Source organism: Acetobacter cibinongensis, assembly GCF_000963925.1.
GTDB classification, from domain to species: domain Bacteria; phylum Pseudomonadota; class Alphaproteobacteria; order Acetobacterales; family Acetobacteraceae; genus Acetobacter; species Acetobacter cibinongensis.
The window spans coordinates 25440-40769 of the sequence record NZ_BAMV01000044.1; the positions used below are offsets into that span (position 1 = coordinate 25440).

Here is a 15330-nt window from a genome sequence, read left to right on the forward strand (position 1 = left end):
TTCTTTCCATATTCTTGAAGGGTTTTTCCCATGGCACGTCTTTCCCGCTTTACTCGTGACGGCAACGCTCTGAACAATGGTCAGGCTATTCTTGTCGGGCCGGAAGGTGAGCAGTTCACCATCACCACACGCGGGTTCACAGCGGATTATGCTGACCGTCTGGCCGCTTTGCAGCGTGCTGCTGCAATCAAAATCAACACGGGCTTGACCCCGGCCTCTCCTGACCGCGTTACGCCCGATACGCTTCCGCCGTCTGTCGCAGACAAATGCCAGGCGCAAGCTCTTGCTGAGAAATGCATTCTTGGCGTCACCGATCTTGTAAATGATGACGGTTCGGAAATGACGGTTGAGCAGTTCAAGGAAGCTGTCCAGCAGCGGGAAAATACCGGCCTGCTCATTATGGCACTTCAGGCCGCAGGCAGTGTTGGTCTGGCCCGTAAGGCTCTGGTTGAGGATGCGGAAAAAAACTTACCGCAGCCCTCAGTTGGCTGATTGATGATGCTCCCGTTGTTGCAAAATACAATGGGTGCCCCATCCCAGAGTGGGATTGGCCTGCTGTCGATGCTCAGGCCCGCTATGTTGAGGTGCTGCCGTGGCTCATCACGCCATGGCGGTGCTGGAATGACCTAGCGGGGGAGCGGCTCCATCAGCCGGAAGTCATCGGCGCTGGTATGGGGGCCATACGCGGCTTTACCAAGCCTCAGCCGCTTCCTTATCGCGCCATACAGGAATGGTGTGACCGCAACCGCCTGAACGGTGAAAACCGGGAATTTGTTGTTGAATGCGTCAGCATTCTGGACCGGACCTACATCAGCCTGCGCAATGATCAGATCAAGCAGGATCTCGAAACAGCATTTAGAAAGTAAATCGCATGGCACGGCAGCGCATGGCTGAAGTCTTGTACGGTCAGGTTGCAACGATCCGTGCCAACACGCTGTCTTCTCCGGAATTGCGGTCTATGGCAGCAAATAGCTGCCGTGCCATGCGTGACAGCATCATTCAGGATGGACGCGCCTCATCCGTCTATATGACCAGCGTGGATGGACGCTTTAGGGAGCGTGAAGAGACCGTCCGGCTAGACGGGGGCATGGTCCGCTATGTCTTCTCCTATCTTGCGCAAGCAGCGGCCTATGCTCTGGCTCACTGCCAGGACCGTTCTCCAGCCCGCAGCGGCGCTTTTCGTAAAGCATGGGTTGTGCGTGTGAACGATAAGCTCTGGACCCGTCCACTGGCCGCAATACAGCCGGGGCAAAAGGTCGAAATCGTCAACACCATGCCCTATGCCCGCAAAATCGACACAGGCGGCCAGATCACCAGTGTGCCGCCTGGTATTGTAGAGGCGGCCCGCCAAGCAACCCTACGCCAGTTCTCCACCCTGTCAGTGCAGCGCAAATTCATTGTGTTGACCGAGGGGCAGGACGCACGTGGCGGCGCGTTGCCTTACATATTGAAGGCTCAGGGCATTGATAGCGGCCTAAGCTTCTCAAAAAAGACCGGCTTTGAGCGCCTGCGCCCGCGCAGCGTCACACGCCGGAAGGACCGCGCCGCCGGTCAAGCCCTTACTTACCCCGCCCTTGTTCTGACGGAGACTGATGATGGCTAAAGCCAGCCAGGTGAATGAAATCATCACCAAATTTTTGGTTGAAGATCAAACTGGTCAGGCCGCCGCCAGTATTGGGTCTGCTTTAGACGCACTGACAGACAAAGCAGACGCACTGGCAGATAGTGGGCAGCAGATAAGCGCTGATCTGGCCAAGGGTTTGACTACCGTTAAATCTGCCGTGCAGGACTCTGTTGCGTCTAGCCTATCTGGTGTCAGCAGGCTCATGGCCAGTACGGCCCACCTGTCTGACGGCATTGATCAGATCAGCCACGATATCAAAATCGGTGCGGGCAATGCTGAAAATGCTTTAACGGGTGTGCAAGAAGCTGCTGACCTCACCGCAAACTCTGCCTCAGCCATCAGCACGGCATTCAAAAACAGTCTCGGCGGAGCAAAAGGCTCTGCGTCTGATCTAATCACGGTCATGACGCAGGAAGCCGCTACAGTTGACAAAAGCTGGCAGAATGCTGCGGCACGGGCCGGTGATGGGGTGGCCAAGCTCCAGCGTCAGATCCGCCTCGCCCTTAATGAGTATGACCGTCTTAACGTGCGCGGGCAGGAAGCTGTAGCAAATGGTAGCACGCAACCGGCAGATGTTGACCGTACTTTAAGCGCAAAAAAACAACAGATTGACAGCCTCATTCAGCAAGAAGCCCGTCTGCGGGTGGATCTGGTGGCCACGGCAGATAGCTTCGCTGACATGGCTGAAAGCGGGGCCAGTGCAAGTGAAGTCACGTCCCGTCTGACTGCCGCACAAGCAGCAGAAATTCTGTCTCTCCGCACCCTGAAAAGCGCCTATGACACGGGCAATTTGTCCCTGTCTGGCTACCAGAAAGGTGTGGAAGACGTCACCACTGCTTATGAAAGTCTGGGCACGGCAGCAAATGCAGCCTTGCAGCGTCTGTCTTCCGGTACACAGCAGAGAATAAACACTGTCACAGGTGTCTCAGCATCGGCTCCGGAAACAGACAGCCGCAAGGGCGATTTTGAAGCTGCCGCCGCAGAGGCAGATAAACTGCGGGCTGAACTGGTCCCGCGTGCCGCTGCCCAGCGTGATTACACAGCAGCGCAAGAGAAAGCGGCGCAGGCTCTTGCCTCAAATATCATCTCTCAAAAAGAATATGATGACTATGTAAGCAAAGCCAAAACGAGCCTGGACCGGCAGAGCGCATCACTTGGCGGGAACGGAGCGGCAGCAAAGCTCACTGCGTTCGAGATGGGTATTCTTGCGGATGAAACCCATAAATTCTTTGACCAGGTGCTTGCCGGTGGCAGCGCCATGCAGGCTGCGTTCTACCAGGTGCCCAATATGGTGCAGGTCATGGGCGGCCTGCGGGCCAGCATTGGCCGTGTCGCCAGTGCTTTGCTGGGTCCAGGTGCCTTAATCGCTGGCCTTGCGGCCGGTGGGGTAGCACTCGGCGCGATGGAATATGCAGCAGAGGAAGAGGAAGAGCGTCTGGCGGGTCTTGGCCAGCGCCTGCGGGCTACGCGGCAGGACTATTCCGATATTGCCACGGCATCTGAGCAGGCGGCACGCAAACTGCATAAAGATGAAGATGGGCTTTCTTTGTCAGATAGCCGCACTGTCGTGCAAACCATTGTCTCTGTTCCCACTGTGGATCGCACCGAAATTGCCCGTCTGACAACAGACGCCCGGAATCTGTCCACTATTCTGGGCACTACTGTTCCGGAAGCAGCAAAGACGATGGCGCAGGCTCTGCAAGATCCCGCCAAAGCGGCGCAGGACTTTGCGCAGCAGGGATTGCAGGGGTTTGATGCCGGTCTCATCCTGTCTGTGCAGCACATGCAGCAAATGGGCGACCGTACTGGGGCGCTGAGTGCTGTGCTCAAGACGTTGGAAGCCGACACGCAAGGCGCAGCAGACCGTGCGCTGACACCCCTTCAGCAGGCACTGAAAAAACTGAAGGATGAGACTGGCGGTGTCGGTGATGTTCTGACGTTCACGTTTGAGCATATCGGCAGCGGTATTGTCAGCATGGCCGCCACGAGCGTGAGCAAGCTTAACGAGATCATAGAAAAGCTTGAAAAACTGAAAACAAGCACTGCGGTTTCCACCGTCTCTGGTTGGGGGGCATGGCTGTATGGCGAAGTGGAGGGCGCTGTAGAGCATCTTGTGCCCAGCACGCTTGCGCATGTCATGCAGCAGGGCAACACGTCTGACCCGCAGTTCAAAAGTCCAGCGGAAGCAGTCACTCCCAAAACTGTTACAAACCAGACAGATGCCCAGAGCGCCCAGGCGGCCAAAGCAATGCTGGACACGGTGGCTGCTGAGCAGGGTTTGAGCAGTGATGCGTCCTGGTTGCTGCACAAAATCCAACCGCAGGAAAGCAGCACAGGCCAGTATAAAGCCGGGCAGCTCGTCCAATCGTCTGCCGGTGCAATCGGGGCGTTGCAGGTCATGCCAAGCAATGCTGCTGGTTTTGACCTGACGGATCTGCACGGCAATGAAAGTGCCGCAGCAAAGCTGCTCAAGGGCTATTACTCAAAATATGACGGTGATCTCACTCTCACCGCCATGGCTTATAACTGGGGGCCAAAAAATGTTGATAAATGGCTTCAGAATGGTTCTGACCCCAATGCGTTGCCGCAGGAGACACAGAACTATGTAGCCAATACAACAGAGGGAGCAGCCTACGGCCCGCAAACTCTGGCAGGTTTTCGCGCTCAATCTGATGCCTACATCAGCAAAGGGGATTCCAGTACAGCCGGGCAAATGGCTGACTTGCAGCGTACGTACGCAGGACAGAAAACTGCGCTGGATGCTCTCAATAAAGCTTACCAGGCGGGCGATCCACAGATTACGGATTATGCCGGGTCTGTAAAAATCCTGAAAGACCAGATGGACGCAACCAGCGCTGCCATCGCCAACCTGCGTAACCCTGTTGAAGAACTGGATCATACTCAGGATCTGGCGGCCCGCAGTGCTGCTGGGCTGACTGGCTATCAGCGGCAGATGATTGCCGTGGCCCAGCAGGTTGACCAGGCGCAGCTCTCCCTGAACGGCACGCACGCTACAGCAGCGCAAGTGCTTGCGGCTCAGGCACGGGCTGAGCAGATCCTTACGGAGCAATGGCAAGCCGGGAACGCTGCCCTTGCCACACAGACTGAGGGGCAAGAGAAAGCTACAGCGGCTTATAAAGCGGGTAGCATGACGGCTGAGCAGGCTACTGCTTATGCTCAGGCATACGCTGAGGCATCCAACAGTTTTGCCAAAGGCTCTCCGGAGTTCAGGCAGGCGATGGATACGCGGGTTGCTGCCATGTCAAAAGCGACAACAGCCCAAAAAGCCTTCCAGCTTGCCCAGCAGAATGACAGCTTGCGCGATAATCTGACGATGCTCAAGGCAGAGACCGATAGCCTTGGCCAGAATGCTGATGAGCGGAAAGTCTCTCTTGCAGTCATGCAGAAAGACCTGGAACTGCACCGCGAATATGGGGCGGTTCTGCCGGAGGCGGCACAAGAAAACCTTGCTCTGACCCGCAGTGTGACGCAGACAACTGCTGAATACGAGCACCAGCAGCAGGTTTTGCAGGATGTCACGGGCAGTTTGTCAAGCATGACAGACCAGCTCACAGACGGCATCACACAGGGCTTTCTGCAGGGCACTTCGTCCGGCATGTCGTTCAAGAATGTCTTGAGCGGCATTGAAACGCAGATAGCAGGCCTTGTCATAAAGATGGGCTTGATTAATCCGCTACTGAACGAGATTGACGGCGGCACACGCTCTACGCTGTCAGATGTCAATAAGCTGTTTTCGGGTTCATCGTCTGGCAGTGGTTCTGGTGACTTCTCTCAATACCTTGGTGGCAGTAGTGCTGGCATTACAAGTTCTGGCGAAGTCATCGGCAGTTCAGGCCTGACTGTAAAAGACGCGCAGGCGTTTTTCGGCAGCGGCGCAAGTGCTGGATCTGGGGGCACTGTTCAGCACAACGGCTCTCTGTTCAACACGGGTGCATCCGGTGTCGGGCAAGTGATCAGCAATAGCGGCTGGGCTGGGAACATCGGGCAGATGTTCAGCGGCGGTTCGGCGCAATCTAGCACTGCTGGCGTTGGCCAAGCTGTTGGAGATAGCGGCTGGGCGTTTACGGGCGGCCAGTCGCTAGACAGCACAGCGCAGACCCTGGGCGGTTCCGGCATCAACACTAGCGTTAATTCCGGCTTCGGCTCAATGTCGGATATGTTCTCCGGAAATGGCGGCCTGATGAGCAGCGGCGGCATGCAAGCTGCGGGCACTGTAAGCGGCGCAGCAGGGCTTGCCGGTGGGGCTCTTGGCGGCCTGACAACTGGCTACAGTGTCGGCAAGAAAGCCTCCAATCTTACCGGCGGTGGTAAAGGCGGGAAGATTGGGGCTGCTGTTGGTGCTGGTATTGGCACCGTGGTGGGTGCTGTTTTCGGCGGCCCTATCGGCGCCATGATCGGGGGAGCTGTGCTTGGTACCGTCGGTGGGGTGATCGGCGGTCTGTTCAATAAAAAGCACTATGTTTACGATAGTGTCGTCGGGTCAGACGGGCAGCTCAGTATTGGTGGCTCTCGTACAAAACATGCGTCTGATGATGTGCGTGACGGCCTGCAAACCGATCTTGATACAGTCAACTCGGTCTATAGCGATGCCGGAATTACAGTGTCTGCTGGTAATTACGGTGAAGTGGGGCATTATCACAAAGGCAAAAAGCGCAGCAGCACATCATTGTCTGACTTGCTTGGAGGAATTGATCTAAGCAGCGATAAGGCAAACGAAAACCTTGCGCTGCAACAGATTATGCCCAAAAAGTTTGATAGTATCAGTGACTATACGCAGGCTGTTGAAAGCCTTGTGCAGCTGACTGATACACTTGATGCACTGCACGTCTCAGTCAGTAAGTTTGACGATGCAACGCATGTGACAGTTGGCAATATCACAGGTTACACAGGCGATGTGCAGAAAGTTCTGTCTGGGTTGAGCGGAAAGGAGCTGTCTACATCAGCGCTGCAATCTGAAATCAGCACCGTGAAAGAGCTCGTAGGTGTCACTGCGGGCAATGCCGAAAGTCTTGTCGATCAAGTTGCTGATCTGCGGGACAAGTATGCACAAGCAGCTGATCAGGCAAAGCGCTACGGGCTGGATTATCAGGTTATCTTGGATAAAGGCAACGCGATAGCACAACAGATGCTGGCTGCTGAAACAACGAAGCTCACGCAGGCAGACCAGTCCGTTCAGGCCCGTTATCTTGCAGCAACCGGAGACCAGGCTGGATCTGATCTTGTTAATTTCGATGTGTCTGCGGCCCAGCAACGCCAGCAGCTGCGGGATGAGTGGCAAAGCTATCTTGGTGACAGTTACGCTTCAAATTCTGATTATTCTGCGCAAATGCTGGACCTTGATAAAACGCTTGCTGCTGAAAGGCTGAAAATTCAACTGACTTATGCTGACCAGTCCTTGGCGAAGCAAAAGGCTCTGGTGCAATCAGATCAGTCTGTAAAGGTCCGTTATCTTGCTGCAACCGGAGATCAAGAAGGATCAGATCTTCTGAGCTTCGACTTATCAGCGGCTCAGCAGGAACAGCAGCTTCGGGATGAATGGCAGAGCTATCTCGGTGATAGTTACGCTTCAAATTCTGATTACTCCGCGCAAATGCTGGATCTTGATAAAACGCTTGCTGCTGAAAGGCTCAAAATTCAAAACACATACTCAGGGCAAACTTTAGAAAACCAGAAACAGGCGCAGCAGTCTTTATCCAATACCTTTGGAAGCCTTCGGGACTATGCAAAGAGCCTATCTTTGTCTGATGCGTCTCCTCTCTCGGTTTCTGATCAATATAAAGCTGCAAACGATAACTTGCAGACCGACTATGGCAAGGCTTTGGGTGGTGACAGCACGGCACTAGCTTCTGTCCAGCAGGATATGCAGTCCTTCTTGAGTGTATCGAAAAAACTGAATGGTGGCGGGATTGGTTATGTTGTGGACTACAAACAGATCCAGGCCATGCTGCAAAGCCTTGGCAGTATGAATACTGACAAGCTGACGGCAGATGCCATGCGTCTGATTGTACAAGACAGCACGACAACACTTGCAACAATCCTCCAGCAGATATTGCAGGCTGTTGCGAAAAACACCACGGAACTGAGGTTCCAGACTGCTAAAGCAGCAGCGTAAGGGGCACTATGCAGCAACGTGCTTTTATGGGGTCGCTCTCAGTCTCGGGGGCGACCTCTTATTTTTCTGATACCGGCTTTGTAGATACGCAAGCGGGTATCAGCTACCCACCCATTTTATCAGAATTACCGGATGTTGACCGGGAACTGGATATCTCGCTGTCTGGCAGCGGGATGACACAGTCATTCGGGCAGTTGACACTCAACCTTGATGTGGGCGTGTCTGATGCGTTCAATGTGCGCAACCATACGGCGCAGATTAGCCTGAAAATAGGTCTGCGCACGTATGATGCGGCGCGAGGCTGGTGGTCGGACCCTGCGTTGAGTAGCTGTGTGCCTCTCTTTTCTGGATCAGCCACAGCATGGCGTGTGGGAGATACACAGGGCACGCTAACCCTTGCAGGACCTATTGAGCTAAGCCGTAAACTCCCGCTCGCAACTTATGCGGGCACAGGTGGTATTGAGGGAGAGGCAAGCCTGGCAGGCCGGGTAAAACCGCGTCTGCGGGGCTTTGCCTATAACTTCACGCCTGTGTGTGTCGATAGCGTCAACCAGATCTACCAGATCTCTGATGCGCCGCTTCAGACAACGTCTGACGGTTCGCCAAACCTCACAGTTTTGGAAGGTGGCCTGCCGGGTAGCTGGAATGACACATCAACAGCCGGTAGTTGGTCATATCATGGATGGGTCAGCGACATTACTGCGGCCAGCCCGCCAGCAGGCCACTACACAATAGAAAGTGGAAAGCGGGGCGCATTTTTTCGGTTGGGCGGTACGCCTGTTTATGAAATGACATGCACAGGGTCTGGCGCGTTTCCTGACTACAGCAGCCCTCATAGGCTACATGATGTTGTGCGGCAGGTTCTGATACAAGATGTAGGAATAGCGGCCAACACTCTTGCGCCCGATTGGTCAGACCCATTTGACCAGAACGGCAAAGCGGTTGTGAGCGATGCAGGGTGCTTTTGGGATGGCAGCCAGAGCTATACCGGCTCTGATATGCTGGCGGAACTGCTGCAAGGCACCATGCGTAAGTTGACGTATGATAGAGACGGCACGCTACGGCTTATCGGGATCACAGCAGCATTTTTAAGCCAGACTGTCTTCAAGGGCGCAAAAAATGCCGTCATGCCAGAAGAAATTCTTACTCTTCGGCAGGCTGATATGCCGTCTGAGCTGGTTCTGCCGCTGACATGTGGTCGGTGTACATACGCAAAAAACTACACCGTGCTGTCTGGCAATCAGATCAATCCCAGCGCCATCAGTTCATCCCTTAAAACTGCCCGTTCTGCTGTAACGGTTGGCACTGACAGTCCTACAGCGGAAGTTGTGAGCCCGCCAGACGTTCTAACCTCTTTGCAATCAGCTGATGCGGCGCAAGTTGTTGCACAGGCCATCAATGACCTTTGGGCAAAAGCTGAGCGGCGTCTGTTTTATGTGACGGTGCCCTTCCATCGATTGGCCGATTTTAAAATAGGATCAAGCATGGTGCTTTTTGCACATGTGGATGGCCTGAGAAATGGATTGCCAGGGCTTGTGGTGGGTGAATCCTATCGCGGGTCCAGCGATGGCGAAATAACATTTACGGTGTTGGTATAATGGCCAATTGTGCCTTCGGGCTGCATAATAAAGTTAATGCCACGGCAACTCTTACGGGTAGCCCGCCACGTTACACAGAAACCGCAGGGAGCCGTGCATTTGATGTAACGAATTTGGCAAACCCGCAGGGCAACGCAACCGCCGCCTTCTGGTGCTACAAGAAGGATACTGTCTGGTTTGATGTTGCCTACTGGCCCGCAGAGCTTGTCCAGGCGTTCTATGTTGGGCGTACAAATCTGGGGCAGGGGGCCACATGGACCATTACTGTGAAAAACGGAGACACACAGGTCTACCAGGCGTCCGGTGCCTTCGCGACGTTAGGCGGTATCGGCCCTGTGCAGTTGGTGCACGTTGCACCGCAACCTATTTCGGCCACGGATATTCGGGTTGAGATCAGCCACAATGGCAGCGTTGCGGAAGACTATGTGGCACTTGGCCTAGCCTACATAGGGCCGCTTTGGCAGCCAGTGCGCAACATGAGCACCAAAAGCACAACAGCGGTTGACGCTAACAGCACAGTCAATACAGGCCGCGCTGGAGGCGAGTTTGTCACGCCCAATTTTATCCGGCGCAAAGCGGTTGTAACGCATGAATCTCTGGATCTAGCTGACGTGCCGGTTCTGGAGCAATTTCCGCTGTTAGAGGCCGCTGGCACCAACATTCTGTTTATTCCGGACCCGGCAGCAGACCCGCCAACGCTAAACCTGCGCACCTTATTTGGCCGGGTGCAGCGGGGGGACCTGTCAAACCCCTATGGGGCGGCAGCGCGGCAACAAACCACATTTACCATCACAGAGCGGCTTTAAGCCGCTTTTTTTATGCCTAAAGGACAGAAGATAATGTCTGACACTAACATGATCACACGCCCGGAATTTCTGGCTTATCAGGCTGATGTTGACAGGCAGTTTGCTGGGGTCCGGAAAGGGATCTCTGATTTAACCGCACTGGTCAAAAAGCTCAGCACAACGCGGACTGTCGTGAATGGTGGTCTGACAATTCTGGGGAGCGCTCTCGGAAGCGGGATTGTAACGGCCCTGCATAGTCTGGGGCACTGACAAGCGCAAAGCCGCATTTTGTCAACCGGACCGCAAAAGCTCTTCCAGAAACTAGTCCAGCCGCAATGGCGGATTTCCGGGGCTTTTGTGGTCCGGTGGACTAATTCTTCCTGACCTTCAGTAAACTCGTCCACCCACGGCCGCGCATGACGCGGCCTTTTTTGTATCTGGAAAACTGAATGGATGATTCTATTTCCCTTGCCGCCGGTCTGGCGCGGCAGTTTGAAGGGTTGCGGCTGCGGCCCTACATATGCCCAGCCGGTTACTGGACCATCGGCTACGGCAGCCGGTGGCTGGCCAACGGGGCCGCCGTATGTAGCCGCACAGCCCCCATTACTCCGGCTGAGGCAGACAACCTGCTGCTGACGGCGCTCCGGGCGCTTCAGCCCGAGATCCGTAAGCTGGTGCGTGTGAGCCTGAGCACGGGGCAGGAAGCTGCGCTGCTGGATTTCACCTTCAATATGGGGGTGTCAGCACTGGCTGGCTCTACCCTGTTGCGGCAGTTGAATGCAGGGCAGGGGGCTGTGGCCCGGAACCAGATCCTGCTGTGGAACCACATGCACAAAAATGGCGAACTGGTCACTTCTCCGGGCCTGACCCGGCGGAGGCGTGCCGAATGGCTGGTGTGGGCTGGTCTGCGCGTGCCCTGATGGCCTTCAACTCTTTAACGAAAAAGGAAATGCCTTGGACTGGCAATCTCTTCTGGCATCGGTTCTGCCGATGCTGCCCGCGCAGTATGCGGGCGACCTTGTAACTGTTGGCACCTTTCTGGTGGCGCTGTGCGCTTTGCTGGCGCGGTTCTGGCCGCGCCCCGCTGAAGGCTCCCGCTGGATGAAGCTGTATGCGCTGGTCAACAGCGTGGCGCAGAACAAAGGCCACGCGACCAACGCTGCCGATTCTGACGGCAAGCCTGCCTGATCTTCCTGCCTGTAAGAGGCGTGATAATAGCAGCCCCCTTTTTTTCAGCCGCCGCCTGAGGCGGCTTTTTTATTGGGATATGACCATGAAACTTTCTTTCCTGCGGTACAAAGCCGCTACCCTCACGCTTGCACTGCTCCTGCCGCTGGCTTTGACCGCCTGTGGTACAGGTCAGACCGTACAGCGCCAGCAGGCTGTTTATGGCCTCAGCCTCTCCTTTGCCGCGGCGGCACAGCTTGCGGCGGCCTATGAGAAGAACCCAGCGGCAGACCCGGCTGTGGTGGCGAAGCTGAAGCCTGCCTTCCAGAAGGCCTATGAGCAGATCAAACCGCTGGATGAAGCGGCGCGCAAAGGCGACCCACTGGGAGAGGCCGCTGTGGAAGCCGCGCAGGATGCGCTGAACGCAGCGCGGACGCTGGTGCCTGCGTCCTGACCCCACCCATCACGATACCGCAACACACCGAGGAAAACTGACCGATGAACTATACCCAGATTGCCATTTCCGCCGTGGAAGCCCTGATCCAGAATGGCCCGATGATTGTGGCGGACATTAAAGCCCTGCTGGCCCCGATTAAGGAAGGGCGCGCTCCGACAGATACTGAGTGGGTGTTTGCAGAGCAGCAGATAGATATTGCAAATACAACCATTCAAACGATATCAAAACGTTAATTTCACTGAAAGATATGATACCATTTTTTCTTAGCAAGAAATGTATCAATCTCTATTTTTAGCTCTCCACATATGCTCATTGTTTTCATTATGGCCTCCGGAGAAACTTCTCGATCTTGGGCGATTTCGAATTGACCTCCGCTACTTGCTTGACGCAGGTTTGTTATTGTTTCTCTAATATTAGTATAATCATTTGAACGAAAATTTTTCTCTATATTTGTTATTATTTTATTTATATTATGATTATATGATTTTATTTTGCACTCTTGTTGAATATCTATCCCACCTCTATCTACCTCAAGCACATTTCTTGACCAGTATTCCAGAGAAACTGAAGAGAGTTTTTCAATTTCTTCTTTAATGTCAGATATATGGTTCTGTAAGCTGGTTTTTCTATCAGCTGCAACTTTAAGGATATAGCCAACCCAAACGCTGAATAGAGTTACGGCAGGTTGAATGAGCATTTGCCAAGAAGTCATTTTAATAACCTTCTGATTTAATTATTACCTTTTATTAGCTAGAAAAGCATCATGAATATACTGTTTGGCTTCATCCACGTATGTTTGGTAATCGCTTGAGTAGGCTTTAAGGACTAATCTTTCCGAAATATCTTCTTTGCTCAAGGTTCCCAATCTGACTAAGCCTCCAAACGCTTCTTCCAAGAAGGAAGAACCATAACCTTCAGCACCATCAAAGATTATTTGAAATTTCTCGCGAGGATTTTCTCTTAATTTTCTTACCAATAAACCACGAAATTCTTCACCACTAGCTGGGCCTAGTTTTTTGTGCCTTCCTCCGGGCGTACGAGAAAAATCTGTTGCTATTTTTATTTCTTGCATTTTATTTCCCGATCATACTAGTGGATTTTGGTAGGTACATAAATATACCATCTAATGAGTGTCCCTAAAAGAGGATGATGAGAAGATAGAATTGGGGAAAATGGCTTATCAGGATTTGTTCCACTAATCATGGCATAGCCATTTCTACTAATCACACTTACAGAATTTTTTTGATGCACTTTAGCTGGAGCTATAATGTTTTTAAACCCTTTTCCACGAAAGGACTGTAGTGTAATTGTAATTCCATATTTTAAAGCGCATAAAATCAAAGTATCGTCAGTGATTTCTTCCATTTTTTTAGTATCATTAGCATATATATTATGACCGTTCCATCTCGGCGATGTTCTTAAAGATTTTGGAATAGTTAGACCAAGATCTAAAAAAACTATTTCAACAGTTGATGTTGCTCGATTGAAGGATGCACACATCCACCACCTTTTCCCAAAATATTCATTTGAAATTTCATTATATATATTTTCTTCATAGGCGTGCTGTATAGAATTTTTCATACTCTCTATTAATGGCTCATAAATTTTTAAAAAATATTCTTTGTTTTCCTCCCTTATTATTTTCTGTAATTTTTTCCTTAGCATGCTAGCTAAATGACCCGATGTGTTTTTTCCTGTAATAAATGGTATAGTAATAACTTTACTTGATTTTTTTATATGTGGTGCAATATCTGTTTTTAAAATTCTAAAAAATCCTATATTTCTTAGAAATTCCACAACTGATTTGTCCCATTCGTTTACCGTTCTTGGTACTAGTTTAACCCCTAAAAGTCTTTGATATCTATCCAACTCCGCCACGAGAATCAAACCAGAACTCAAATCTAAAATACGCAAAGGACGAAAATCCACGTGTAAACCGCAATTTTCTTTTATTGCTCCATCAATACATTTGCGCAAATTACAAAAAAACTCTAAAGTTCCTTCTATATAATTCTCTCTATTTGTTAATAATATTTCAGGGGTTTTTATATTTATTACACTAACATACGGTTTCATGTTTTTTATATATTTTCGAGAGGCTTTACGTCTACGATTTAGACGATTACTAAATGCTAATTTCATAGATTTAAGATACTTTCTAAAATATTTGTTTAAAAGATTTAAGATTTCCTATTGATATATAGCTTTTTTACGTTTTTCCAACCCCAACTTAATAAGCTGCCGGACCGCTTCCGCTTCTGACGGTAGCCGGTTGTCATATCGATAGTTACTTATTTCCTCTGCCAACTCACGCGGCATAGAGATAAGTTTTTGAACCGTTTTTTCTTTGTTAATCGCCATATAGGTGAAATAACCCATTTCATCCATTGCCTGCAAGAGCGAATGGTTATATCACCATTAGGCAGCTGAGCAGGAGCTACAACCTTCCTGCTCAGCTTAACCTCAAGCAGGGAGATAACCCCATGCCCAAGGCTAACGCCTTATCTACCACACAACGCCGTTGTGTGCTTACCACAATCATGGCTGCACCTTTGCTGGCCGTCGCACCCTCTGCGGGCATAGCACGACGGCCCGACGATGCACCGTTATTTGCTTGCCATCAGCGGTTTCAGGCCGCCTATTCTGCCGCACGCGCCATGAGCCGCCAGCCGGAGCCAGCCTGCAACACGCCAGAAGCCGATGCTTACGAGGCCCGGTTTGATGCGCTGGTGTTGGAAGAGTGTGCCCGTCTGGAAGAACTCGCGGCCATTCCCGCCTTTACCCCGCAAGGCCAGCGCCTGAAGGGCAAAATCATTCTCGCGCTTCTGCCGGAGCACCTGCGTTATAGCGAAATTGACGGAGAGACACAGCTTATCCTCTCTCTGGCGCGGGATCTGGTGCGGGAGAACGCTGCATGAGCGCCGTAATGCCATTCAGCTTTGAGGAACATGCCGTGCGGGTGCTGACCCGTGAGGGTGAGCCGTGGTTTGTGCTGGCCGATGTGTGCGACGTTTTGGACATCGGCAATCCCACAATGGCAGGCAGACGGCTCGATAATGATGAAAAGGGGGTCAATACTATTGAGACCCTTGGTGGCCCCCAAGAAACCACCATCATCAACGAAAGCGGCCTCTACACCCTCATTCTCACCAGCAGGAAGGCCGAAGCCAAACGCTTCCGCAAATGGGTCACGGCGGAAGTTCTACCGTCCATCCGCAAAACGGGCAGCTACGCCCTGCCCACCAGTAAGGCGGAATGGTTCAGCCGCTTCGCCCGCGTGCTGTGCCTGTGGGATGCAATAGGGGAGGCCGCCGCGTATCAGGAATGGCAGAACTGCGGCCTGCCGTTTCCCATGCCCCGCAAGCAAGGCGTGCGTATTTTAATGGAAGCCACGCTGGACATGCCGGTTCTGGACGCCGGGCCAGACCGGTCACCGTCAACAGCCAAAATCATTGCTTCCCGGCATAATGGCGCACTGGGTGGCCGGCCACGCAAAGGGGAAACCTCAATAGAGGCCCGGCGCCGTAAACTACATATGGTGGATTCAGAAGTTATCCCGGCACCAG

At 52.4% G+C, this 15330-nt stretch carries 17 protein-coding genes; 13 read left to right on the forward strand and 4 right to left on the reverse strand.

Annotation, left to right across the window (positions count from 1 at the left end; all coding sequences use genetic code 11):
* Positions 1–30: 30 nt before the first annotated feature.
* The 11 genes from Abci_RS13205 to Abci_RS13255 all read left to right on the forward strand — a co-directional run bounded on the left by Abci_RS13205 (position 31) and on the right by Abci_RS13255 (position 11997).
* Positions 31–492, forward strand: a complete 462-nt coding sequence (locus Abci_RS13205; protein WP_048839645.1) for a hypothetical protein — start codon at positions 31–33, stop codon at positions 490–492.
* Between the two features lie 92 nt (positions 493–584).
* The gene (locus Abci_RS13210; protein WP_048839646.1) at positions 585–866 is read left to right on the forward strand and encodes a hypothetical protein; all 282 of its coding nucleotides are present in this window, start codon (positions 585–587) and stop codon (positions 864–866) included.
* Between the two features lie 5 nt (positions 867–871).
* Entirely contained in the window at positions 872–1603 is a 732-nt protein-coding gene (locus Abci_RS13215) for a hypothetical protein (protein ID WP_048839647.1), read from the forward strand.
* Positions 1593–7757 (forward strand): phage tail length tape measure family protein, encoded by a 6165-nt coding sequence (locus Abci_RS13220; protein ID WP_084597682.1) that lies wholly within the window; start codon positions 1593–1595, stop codon positions 7755–7757. The genes Abci_RS13215 and Abci_RS13220 overlap by 11 nt, the downstream gene beginning before the upstream one ends.
* Before the next feature lie 8 nt (positions 7758–7765).
* Positions 7766–9355, forward strand: a complete 1590-nt coding sequence (locus Abci_RS13225; RefSeq protein ID WP_048839649.1) for a hypothetical protein — start codon at positions 7766–7768, stop codon at positions 9353–9355.
* A complete protein-coding gene (locus tag Abci_RS13230) occupies positions 9355–10161 on the forward strand; it encodes a hypothetical protein (protein WP_048839650.1) in 807 nt (268 codons plus the stop codon). Before Abci_RS13225 ends, Abci_RS13230 begins: the two co-directional genes overlap by 1 nt.
* 33 nt (positions 10162–10194) lie before the next feature.
* Positions 10195–10410, forward strand: coding sequence for a hypothetical protein (locus Abci_RS13235; RefSeq protein ID WP_048839651.1), 216 nt, complete (start codon positions 10195–10197; stop codon positions 10408–10410).
* A gap of 179 nt (positions 10411–10589) precedes the next feature.
* Positions 10590–11060: a lysozyme gene (locus Abci_RS13240; RefSeq protein ID WP_048839652.1), complete on the forward strand. Its 471-nt coding sequence runs from the start codon at positions 10590–10592 to the stop codon at positions 11058–11060.
* Between the two features lie 34 nt (positions 11061–11094).
* The gene (locus tag Abci_RS13245) at positions 11095–11328 is read left to right on the forward strand and encodes a hypothetical protein (RefSeq protein ID WP_048839660.1); all 234 of its coding nucleotides are present in this window, start codon (positions 11095–11097) and stop codon (positions 11326–11328) included.
* An 85-nt stretch (positions 11329–11413) separates the two neighbouring features.
* Positions 11414–11761, forward strand: coding sequence for a hypothetical protein (locus Abci_RS13250; protein WP_244877695.1), 348 nt, complete (start codon positions 11414–11416; stop codon positions 11759–11761).
* A gap of 44 nt (positions 11762–11805) precedes the next feature.
* Complete coding sequence (locus Abci_RS13255; RefSeq protein ID WP_048839653.1) at positions 11806–11997, forward strand: hypothetical protein; 192 nt, start codon at positions 11806–11808, stop codon at positions 11995–11997.
* A gap of 2 nt (positions 11998–11999) precedes the next feature.
* Here the strand turns inward: Abci_RS13255 and Abci_RS13260 are convergent, their stop codons facing one another.
* Genes Abci_RS13260 through Abci_RS13275 form a run of 4 tightly spaced genes read right to left on the reverse strand, consistent with a single transcriptional unit; the run spans position 12000 to position 14152 of the window.
* Positions 12000–12476, reverse strand: a complete 477-nt coding sequence (locus tag Abci_RS13260) for a hypothetical protein (protein ID WP_048839654.1) — start codon at positions 12474–12476, stop codon at positions 12000–12002.
* 24 nt (positions 12477–12500) lie between these two features.
* On the reverse strand, positions 12501–12836 hold the full coding sequence (locus Abci_RS13265) for an STAS-like domain-containing protein (protein WP_048839655.1): 336 nt from the start codon (positions 12834–12836) through the stop codon (positions 12501–12503).
* Positions 12837–12853: 17 nt separating this feature from the next.
* Positions 12854–13906 carry a hypothetical protein gene (locus Abci_RS13270; RefSeq protein ID WP_146806995.1) on the reverse strand — a complete coding sequence of 351 codons (1053 nt, stop codon included), beginning with the start codon at positions 13904–13906 and terminating at the stop codon, positions 12854–12856.
* 48 nt (positions 13907–13954) lie between these two features.
* Positions 13955–14152, reverse strand: a complete 198-nt coding sequence (locus Abci_RS13275; protein WP_048839656.1) for a hypothetical protein — start codon at positions 14150–14152, stop codon at positions 13955–13957.
* A gap of 95 nt (positions 14153–14247) precedes the next feature.
* Here Abci_RS13275 and Abci_RS14245 point away from each other — a divergent pair, with 95 nt between their 5' ends.
* Together Abci_RS14245 and Abci_RS13285 are read left to right on the forward strand one after the other, a co-directional pair.
* Complete coding sequence (locus tag Abci_RS14245; RefSeq protein WP_244877696.1) at positions 14248–14682, forward strand: hypothetical protein; 435 nt, start codon at positions 14248–14250, stop codon at positions 14680–14682.
* Positions 14679–15330: BRO-N domain-containing protein (locus Abci_RS13285; protein ID WP_048839657.1), on the forward strand; the 652-nt coding region annotated here is incomplete at its 3' end. The genes Abci_RS14245 and Abci_RS13285, both read left to right, overlap by 4 nt.

Excerpts from the sequence above, each read along its gene's own strand:
- Abci_RS13240 (WP_048839652.1), top strand. The coding sequence starts at position 10,590 with ATGGATGATTCTATTTCCCTTGCCGCCGGTCTGGCGCGGCAGTTTGAA.
- Abci_RS13220 (WP_084597682.1), top strand. The coding sequence starts at position 1,593 with ATGATGGCTAAAGCCAGCCAGGTGAATGAAATCATCACCAAATTTTTG.
- Abci_RS13235 (WP_048839651.1), top strand. The coding sequence starts at position 10,195 with ATGTCTGACACTAACATGATCACACGCCCGGAATTTCTGGCTTATCAG.
- Abci_RS13255 (WP_048839653.1), top strand. The coding sequence starts at position 11,806 with ATGAACTATACCCAGATTGCCATTTCCGCCGTGGAAGCCCTGATCCAG.
- Abci_RS13225 (WP_048839649.1), top strand. The coding sequence starts at position 7,766 with ATGCAGCAACGTGCTTTTATGGGGTCGCTCTCAGTCTCGGGGGCGACC.
- Abci_RS13250 (WP_244877695.1), top strand. The coding sequence starts at position 11,414 with ATGAAACTTTCTTTCCTGCGGTACAAAGCCGCTACCCTCACGCTTGCA.
- Abci_RS13275 (WP_048839656.1), bottom strand. The coding sequence starts at position 14,152 with ATGGATGAAATGGGTTATTTCACCTATATGGCGATTAACAAAGAAAAA.
- Abci_RS13215 (WP_048839647.1), top strand. The coding sequence starts at position 872 with ATGGCACGGCAGCGCATGGCTGAAGTCTTGTACGGTCAGGTTGCAACG.
- Abci_RS13265 (WP_048839655.1), bottom strand. The coding sequence starts at position 12,836 with ATGCAAGAAATAAAAATAGCAACAGATTTTTCTCGTACGCCCGGAGGA.
- Abci_RS13230 (WP_048839650.1), top strand. The coding sequence starts at position 9,355 with ATGGCCAATTGTGCCTTCGGGCTGCATAATAAAGTTAATGCCACGGCA.
- Abci_RS13270 (WP_146806995.1), bottom strand. The coding sequence starts at position 13,906 with ATGAAATTAGCATTTAGTAATCGTCTAAATCGTAGACGTAAAGCCTCT.
- Abci_RS13205 (WP_048839645.1), top strand. The coding sequence starts at position 31 with ATGGCACGTCTTTCCCGCTTTACTCGTGACGGCAACGCTCTGAACAAT.
- Abci_RS13260 (WP_048839654.1), bottom strand. The coding sequence starts at position 12,476 with ATGACTTCTTGGCAAATGCTCATTCAACCTGCCGTAACTCTATTCAGC.
- Abci_RS14245 (WP_244877696.1), top strand. The coding sequence starts at position 14,248 with ATGCCCAAGGCTAACGCCTTATCTACCACACAACGCCGTTGTGTGCTT.